This window comes from Rufibacter soli (assembly GCF_054781795.1).
In genome coordinates, this window is the sequence record NZ_BAAGTS010000004.1 from 1 (window position 1) to 7,453 (window position 7,453).

The window sequence follows — 7,453 nt, forward strand, 5'->3', positions numbered from 1 at the left end:
TCTTCCCATTCCGAACAGAGAAGTTAAGCCCCGCCGAGCCGATGGTACTGCGGTCACACGCGGGAGAGTAGGTAGCCGCCAACCCCCAACAACGAAGGCCCCGCCCAGCAATGGAACGGGGCCTTCCTGCGTTCGGGAAGAAGGGAGAGGGGGGAGAACCTTAGCCTAATTGGAGACGAAGCGGAGGCTGCTTTGGCGGTGGTGGGTGCTTTCCTCTTTACCAAGATCCAGTGCGCTCATTTTCTTTCCTCGCGCCTGACCATTCTTTCCGAAGGCTCCCGTATCTTATCTGAAAGCATTTAACTATATTCACGTACAAACAGCTTGTACTTGATGCTTCCTTATATAATCGGCGCAGCCATTGCTGTCATTTTATTAATAGTAATTCATTTCTTTGGCCTTCGGCTTAGGCAGAAAATTGATTTTTCCCACCTTCAGTTTTTAACAGCCTTAATTTCCCAAACCAAATCCGTTAGGAGAATCAATAACTATCTGCTATTAGGGGTTCGCACTATCTTTGTCGCCTCTGCTTTGGCTGCCTTCCTTTTGTTCTTTTCCCAAAGCTCAAACCCTAAAAGCTTTTCCGTTGCCAACGTTATTGTGGATAACTCCTGGTCTATGTTCAGCCCTTCCTTAGAGGGTACACAAACAAAGGAAGAACAAGCCAGAACAGATGCGAAGGGGCTCAAAGTTTCTAGTGAATTGGATAACAAGCCTTCCCCAAACAAAGAAGGTGCTGCCCTGCCAAAAGAATCGGGCCCTGCCCTCACTTCCTCTCCAGACTTATTTAATCAGGTTATGGACCAGAAGCGGTCTAGCCAGACTTTTATCCTTTCTGATTTCCAAAAATCTGCTTTCCCCAAAACTGCCTTCAAAAATCTTCCAGAAGACCTGAATGTTACCCTTGTTCGTTATCCTTCCCCAGAGGGCGCCGTCAATCTATTTATTGACTCCGTATGGTTGGATGTTCCCATTCTATTGCCTGGCAGGTTAGCTGATATTTCTGTAAGGGTTGGCGGGAGTTTATTAGAGGAGGAGACCCTGGCGAAAATTACAGCCTCTGCGGGAGACAACTTAATTGGAGCCACTCAGGTTCTCCTTAAACCTGGGGAGAAAGTAATTACTAGATTTAAAGTTCCCACTTCTAACCAGGAAGCCTTGCCTATAACCTTCAACGTTGAAGACCACCATACCCCTTTTGACAATCAGTTTTATGCGGTTTCGCCAAAACCAGCGCATATACGGGTTAACTTTAAAAATGGTGGAGGAGATAAAAACACCATAGGGAATGCCTATAAAGCAGAGCCAGGTTTCAAAATATCTTCAGGCGGATTAGATGGCGCCGATGTAGAGGTAGTAGAGCTTAATGAAAACGGGAATGGATTACCGCCTGCTTCCAGTACCAAATCCTGGATTGAGAAGGGGGGAAGCTTGGTGCTAATTCCTTCCGCGTCAAACCAAAATAGCCTTCTTACCTTCTTAAATGAGATTGGGATCAAGGAAATAAAAGAAGAAAATAAAGAGGCGGCTGCAAAAACCTTGAAGCAACCAGATTTTTCTGATTCCTTTTTCAAGCCAGTTTTTGAGAAAGAAGTTAAGAACATGACTATGCCTGAGGCTAAACCAGTGTTAACCTGGAAGAGCGTCTTCCATCATATTCTTAGGTTCACTGATAATTCTCCCTTCCTTAGTTCCTTTAGGATAGGAAAGGGGCAGGTGTTTTTATTTTCCTCGCCCATCAAAGGTTCAGCATTCGTAAATCATCCTTTATTTGTGCCTGTTTTTTATCAACTGGCGTTAGGTGCCGCCGCTGGACCTGCAGTATTGGCTTACCAACCGGTTAATAAAACCATACAGGTTCCTTTATCCGCTAATGAGAAATCTCAAAAGCCCTATACTCTGAGCAGAAACGGTCAGGTATTTGTCCCGGACCAAAAAGTGGTGCAGAACCAACTCATCTTAACTTTGCCCGAGGAGCTGAGCCAGCCCGGATTTTATGCGTTAGCCAGAGAGGGTAAGGCTATTAACCAGATTGCCCTTAATATTCCCAGGGGAGAGTCTCAGTTAGAGGCGTATTCCACAGATGAATTGCAGGAGTTAGTTCAAGGAGAAGGTGGCAGGGTAAAGGTTTTAGAGGCAAGTGAACCCTTGGCAGGGCAAAAACAAATTCAAAAGGAGTCCAACGGCATAACCCTGTGGAAATATTGCCTAATATTGTGTTTTCTGTGTCTCTTCATGGAGGCCATCATATTAAGCGCTAAAAAACGTGGATCACTTATTCAAAGCGGTTACGATAGTTGACGAACTCTCTTCTCTTAACGGCCAGCAGGTAGACATTCTTCTCAAAGACGGGCAGATCCAAAAAATAGCTGCCCAGATTGATGATGATCAGGCTGAGGTTGTGCCGGCAAGCGGGCTGTGCTGCTCCCTTGGGTGGTTAGACATTGGCGCTTTTACCGGAGAGCCTGGGCTTGAGCATAGGGAGACATTAGAAAATTTCATGCTGGCCGCGGCCTATGGGGGCTTTACTGAAGTTGCCTGTTTGCCCACAGTAGAACCTATCACGCAGACCAAGGCAACGGTAGATTTCTTCAGGCAGCGTGCCAATACCGGTTTTGTGCGGTTGCACCCCATTGCGGCGGTTACCCATAACCTGGAGGGAAAGGACTTGACCGAACTGCTGGATCTGAATGCGGCGGGGGCCGTGGCTTTTTCTGACGGCCATCATGCCCTGCAAGACTCAGACGCCATGTTGAAAGCCTTGGAATACCTGAAGCTTTTTGGAGGGGTCTTGATCCATCAACCTGAAAACAAAAGGCTGGCCAATAGCGGGCAAATGCATGAAGGCATTGCCAGTACCCGTCTGGGGTTGAAAGGGAACCCAGCGCTGGCTGAGGAAGTGCAGATCACCCGCGATCTACAGCTACTCAGGTACACCGGCGGGAAACTTCACCTTTCCCAGATTTCTACGGCTGCCGGATTGGACGCTATAAGAAACGCCAAGAAAGAGGGCCTGCAGGTAACCTGTGATATAGCCGCCCACCAATGTGCCTTTATAGATGAGACTCTGGTTCCTTTTGACACAAACTATAAAGTGGCCCCGCCTTTTAGAGGGGAACCAGACCGGGCGGCACTTTTAGAAGGTTTACAAGATGGCACCATAGATACCATTATATCAGCGCACTTGCCTTGGGATGAGGAAGCCAAAGAATTAGAGTTTGATCTGGCTGAGCCAGGGATCATTGGGCTCCAGACCGCGTATTCCGTGGCAACTGAAACGCTAACGTCTCATATTTCCCAAAAGGAGTTAGTGAAGAAGCTGGCCCGGGATTCAAGGGAGATTTTGCAGCTTCCCGTTCCTGTTTTGGCCGAAGGGGAAAAAGCCAACCTCACGTTCTTTCATCCAGAGAAGCGCTGGGTTTTCCAGGAAAGCAACAACGCCTCGGCGGCCCGCAACAGTCCGTTCTTTGGGCGAGAAATGCAAGGCTGTGTTTTTGCCACTTACCTGAACGGCCAATTAACGGTGAATCCGTCTTATAAAATTTAAATGCCTCAACAGGGGCACAAGCTGAATGTTTGATAGAGCTGTCACAAATACGGCCATCCGGTATGGTGTCACCGGCGGAATCGTTAGTTTTTTATACATCGCCATCTTGGCCCTCCTGGGTCTGGAGAACCCGTATGATGATACCGCTGAGTTTTCGTCTACCTTTATTTTTGTAGCGGCTTTCGTTTTTCTGGCCATAAAGTATTACAAGAAGTTTAACGATGCTGAGATTGGATTTGGGAAGGCATTTAAGATAGGGTTATTCACTACTTTCTACCTTGCCTTTACCACCGCCGTGCTCATGGCTCTGTTCTCTCAGTTTGCCGGTGGGCACATGATCCAGGAATATATTCAGGCCAAGCAGGTTTACATGGAGGCTAACCGCCAGGCCATTGTGCAGGTAATGGGCGAGCTTAACTACTCCAGAGGGCTGGAGGGGCTTAAGCAACTTACCGGGTATGATCTGGCCCAAAGAAGTTTTCTCTACAGAATGATCACCGGGTTTTTTATTAGTATCATTTTAGGCGTATTTTTCAGAAAATAACCTTAAAACAAAAAAATGGAAGAACAGACCGTTACCCCTGCCTCCGTGGGCATCCGCTATGGACTTATTACCGGGTTTATCTCTATTATCTATAGCCTCCTGCTATTTGTAACGGGCCTTCACCTCAACAAAGGCTTCTCTTATCTGGCCATACTTATCCCTATTGTGGGGATTGTTTTCGCCTATAGGAACTTTAAAAATGAGAACGGCGGCTTTATGTCTTATGGGCAAGGGTTGGGCACGGGCACCATTTTAGGCGCCGTGTCTGGGGTGATGAGCTCCATCTTCAGCTATATCTATATCAAATTCATTGATGGGAGTATCATGGAGCAGATAAGGAACGGCTCCATTGAGGAGATGGAGCAAAAAGGGTTGAGTGATGAACAGATAGACAACGCCATCAAGATTACTGAGAAATTCTCTACGCCAGAAATGATGTTTTTATTTGGCTTGATAGGCGCCGTGTTCATGGCCTTCCTGATTTCTTTAATAGTAGCGGCTGTCATGAAAAACAACCGCCCAGAGTTTGAGTAAACATTTCATGCAGAATTCTAGAATTGATATATCCGTGGTGATCCCGCTTCTCAATGAGGCAGAATCCCTACCAGAGCTTACCCAATGGATAAACCGTGTGATGACGTCGCACGGTTTTCTTTATGAAGTCATTTTAGTGGATGACGGTAGCACAGACACTTCCTGGAAAGTGATCCAGGACTTGTCAGCCCATGACCCCCATCTGAAAGGGATCAGGTTCAACCGCAACTACGGCAAGTCGGCCGCTCTGAACGTGGGGTTCCAGGAAACCCAGGGCCGCGTGGTCATCACCATGGACGCCGACTTACAGGACAGCCCAGACGAGATCCCAGATTTATATAGAATGATTGCGGAAGAAGGCTATGACCTGGTGTCCGGATGGAAGAAGAAACGCTTTGACCCCATCAGCAAAACCCTTCCCACCAAACTTTTCAACACCGCCACGCGCCGCATCTCCAAAATCAAACTCCATGATTTCAACTGCGGCCTCAAGGCCTATGATGCGCGCGTGGTAAAAAGCATAGAGGTATACGGCGAGATGCACCGCTACATTCCGGTAATTGCCAAGTGGAACGGGTTTGGCAAGATAGGGGAGAAGGTAGTGCAGCACCGCGAGCGGAAATACGGAACCACCAAGTTCGGGCTGGAGCGGTTTGTTTATGGTTTCCTGGACCTCATGTCCATCACCTTCGTGTCCAAATTCAAGAAGCGGCCCATGCACTTCTTCGGGAGCCTTGGTTCTATCTCTTTTCTGATCGGGTTCCTGATAACCTTCTGGCTGATTTTTCAAAAGGTGTATTATTCCTTCCAGAACCAAGTAGCCAGAGACGTAACAGACCAACCCCTGTTCTTCCTGGCGTTAGTGGCTGTGATTATTGGGGTGCAATTGTTTCTGGCGGGCTTTCTGGCCGAAATGATTTCTCTCTCTGGCAAGCGCAAGAATGAATACCTGATCAGAGACAACGTAGGCTTCTAAGGTATGGCCCGTATTGTCATCATTGGTCCGGCGTACCCGTTCAGGGGAGGCATTGCCGCTTTCAATGAAAGCCTGGCCCGCACCTGGCTACAGATGGGGCACCAGGTAGAGATCTTTACCTTCACTACGCAGTATCCTTCTTTCTTATTCCCGGGGAAGTCACAATATGTGGAGGGGCCACCCCCCACAGACTTAGTCATCCATCCTAGTCTAAGCTCCATAAACCCCTTAACCTGGTTTACGGTAGGCCAGAAGATTAAAAAGATGAAACCAGACCTGGTCCTGATCAGGTATTGGCTCCCTTTTATGGCGCCCTGCCTGGGAACGGTAGCCAGAATTATCAAGGGGAACAATCACTCCAAGGTAGTGGCCCTCACGGATAATATAGTGCCGCATGAAAAGCGGCCCGGCGATGCGGCACTCACCACCTATTTCACGGGCGCTTGTGATGCTTTTGTCACCATGTCAGAAACCGTGAGCGCAGAGCTGCAACGCTTTAACAAGAAAAAGCGGCCCGTAACCTGCCAACCGCATCCTATCTATGATACCTATGGGGCCAAACTTACCAAAGAGGAAGCGCTCCAAAAGCTTCATCTTCCCCAGGAAGGCCAATACATTTTGTTCTTCGGCTTTATAAGACACTATAAAGGACTTGATCTTTTATTAGAGGCCATGCAAGATGAAAGGCTGAAGCAGCGAAACATAAAGTTGATGGTGGCCGGTGAATACTATGAGGCGCCCGAACCCTATCTCTCTATTATAGAGAAAGCAGGTTTGCAGGACAGCGTGATCCTGGCCACGGAGTATATCCCGCATGACCAAGTCAGCTGGTATTTCTCAGCGGCAGATTTGGTGGTTCAACCCTACCGGCATGCTTCGCAAAGCGGAGTTACCCAAATAGCCTACCATTTTGAAGTACCCATGGTGGTAACCAATGTAGGGGGCTTAAGTGAAATGATCCCCAATGGCGAAGTTGGTTATGTAGTTAAGGTAAGTCCACAAGCCATAGCCGATGCCATTGATACCTTCTATGCCAAAGAAATGCAGGAGGAAATGATCAAGAATATAAAGCGGGAGAAGCAGAAGTACACCTGGGAAGCCATGGCAAAGGCCATAACCAACGCAGTTGGCATAGCAGCACCAGTAGAAAACGGTGAAAACCTACCGAAGAGGTAAATGCGTTTTGGGCCTGTTTTCTGGAAAACAGGCCCAAAACGCAAATGCTGATGGTAAATGTACTTTCATGTAAAGTGGAAATAACTCCTTCAAAGAAGGCTAAAACCGAATAACCCATAATGGGAATCTATAAATAGCCTCAAAGAGAAGATACTTTCAAAAAACTTCAAAAAATTTCCCTTGGCGGAACTTCCTCATCCTCAAAGTAGTTACCCTTAAGCGCCGCGGGCAACAGGCCCCGCGCAGGGGAATCTTCCCCGCCAGGTATTGCGGGATTAAACCCTTTTCGTACCTTTGCACTCCCTTCCAGCAAGGGCCTAGAACGCCAGCAGGGCGGAAAGGAAAGAGAAAAAAAAGTCAGCCACAGGTATTGCGGAAACGGAAACGTTTCTTACCTTTGCACTCCCTTCCGAGAGGAGGTCCTCGAAGCCGGCAGGGCGGAGAGGGAAAGAAAAAAAAGTTTCCCGAAGCGCTTGCAGAAAGAGAACTTGTTCTTACCTTTGCACTCCCTTCCGAAAGCGGTCCGACCGGTCACCGAAAGGAAGCCCAGGTTACTGACAGAGCGGCCAAGGGAAGGAAAAAAAAGTTTTGAAAAAAAGCTTGCCAAGAGAGAAAGTCTTCTTACCTTTGCAGCCGCTTCCGCAGCGAAGCACCCCGGTCGAAAGGATCGGGAAAA

6 protein-coding genes and 1 rRNA gene are annotated in these 7,453 nt (G+C 47.9%); all 7 read left to right on the top strand.

The features are described from left to right. Positions 1-84, top strand: a 5S ribosomal RNA gene (gene rrf / locus ACYVJQ_RS14690); the annotation flags it as partial. A gap of 249 nt (positions 85-333) precedes the next feature. Continuing rightward, positions 334-2,301 carry a BatA domain-containing protein gene (locus ACYVJQ_RS14695; protein WP_460893867.1) on the top strand — a complete coding sequence of 656 codons (1,968 nt, stop codon included), beginning with the start codon at positions 334-336 and terminating at the stop codon, positions 2,299-2,301. Then, positions 2,267-3,547: a dihydroorotase gene (locus tag ACYVJQ_RS14700; RefSeq protein WP_460893862.1), complete on the top strand. Its 1,281-nt coding sequence runs from the start codon at positions 2,267-2,269 to the stop codon at positions 3,545-3,547. Before ACYVJQ_RS14695 ends, ACYVJQ_RS14700 begins: the two co-directional genes overlap by 35 nt. A gap of 25 nt (positions 3,548-3,572) precedes the next feature. Next, positions 3,573-4,091, top strand: coding sequence for a DUF4199 domain-containing protein (locus ACYVJQ_RS14705; RefSeq protein ID WP_460893863.1), 519 nt, complete (start codon positions 3,573-3,575; stop codon positions 4,089-4,091). 15 nt (positions 4,092-4,106) lie between these two features. Continuing rightward, positions 4,107-4,625 carry a DUF4199 domain-containing protein gene (locus ACYVJQ_RS14710; protein WP_460893864.1) on the top strand — a complete coding sequence of 173 codons (519 nt, stop codon included), beginning with the start codon at positions 4,107-4,109 and terminating at the stop codon, positions 4,623-4,625. Between the two features lie 7 nt (positions 4,626-4,632). Beyond that, the gene (locus tag ACYVJQ_RS14715; RefSeq protein ID WP_460893865.1) at positions 4,633-5,601 is read left to right on the top strand and encodes a glycosyltransferase family 2 protein; all 969 of its coding nucleotides are present in this window, start codon (positions 4,633-4,635) and stop codon (positions 5,599-5,601) included. 3 nt (positions 5,602-5,604) lie between these two features. Continuing rightward, positions 5,605-6,777, top strand: a complete 1,173-nt coding sequence (locus tag ACYVJQ_RS14720; RefSeq protein WP_460893866.1) for a glycosyltransferase family 4 protein — start codon at positions 5,605-5,607, stop codon at positions 6,775-6,777. Positions 6,778-7,453: the final 676 nt, after the last annotated feature.

Bases quoted from the DNA above. Each gene is read 5' to 3' on its own strand.
- ACYVJQ_RS14695 (WP_460893867.1), top strand. From the start codon at position 334: ATGCTTCCTTATATAATCGGCGCAGCCATTGCTGTCATTTTATTAATA.
- ACYVJQ_RS14705 (WP_460893863.1), top strand. From the start codon at position 3,573: ATGTTTGATAGAGCTGTCACAAATACGGCCATCCGGTATGGTGTCACC.
- ACYVJQ_RS14710 (WP_460893864.1), top strand. From the start codon at position 4,107: ATGGAAGAACAGACCGTTACCCCTGCCTCCGTGGGCATCCGCTATGGA.
- ACYVJQ_RS14715 (WP_460893865.1), top strand. From the start codon at position 4,633: ATGCAGAATTCTAGAATTGATATATCCGTGGTGATCCCGCTTCTCAAT.
- ACYVJQ_RS14720 (WP_460893866.1), top strand. From the start codon at position 5,605: ATGGCCCGTATTGTCATCATTGGTCCGGCGTACCCGTTCAGGGGAGGC.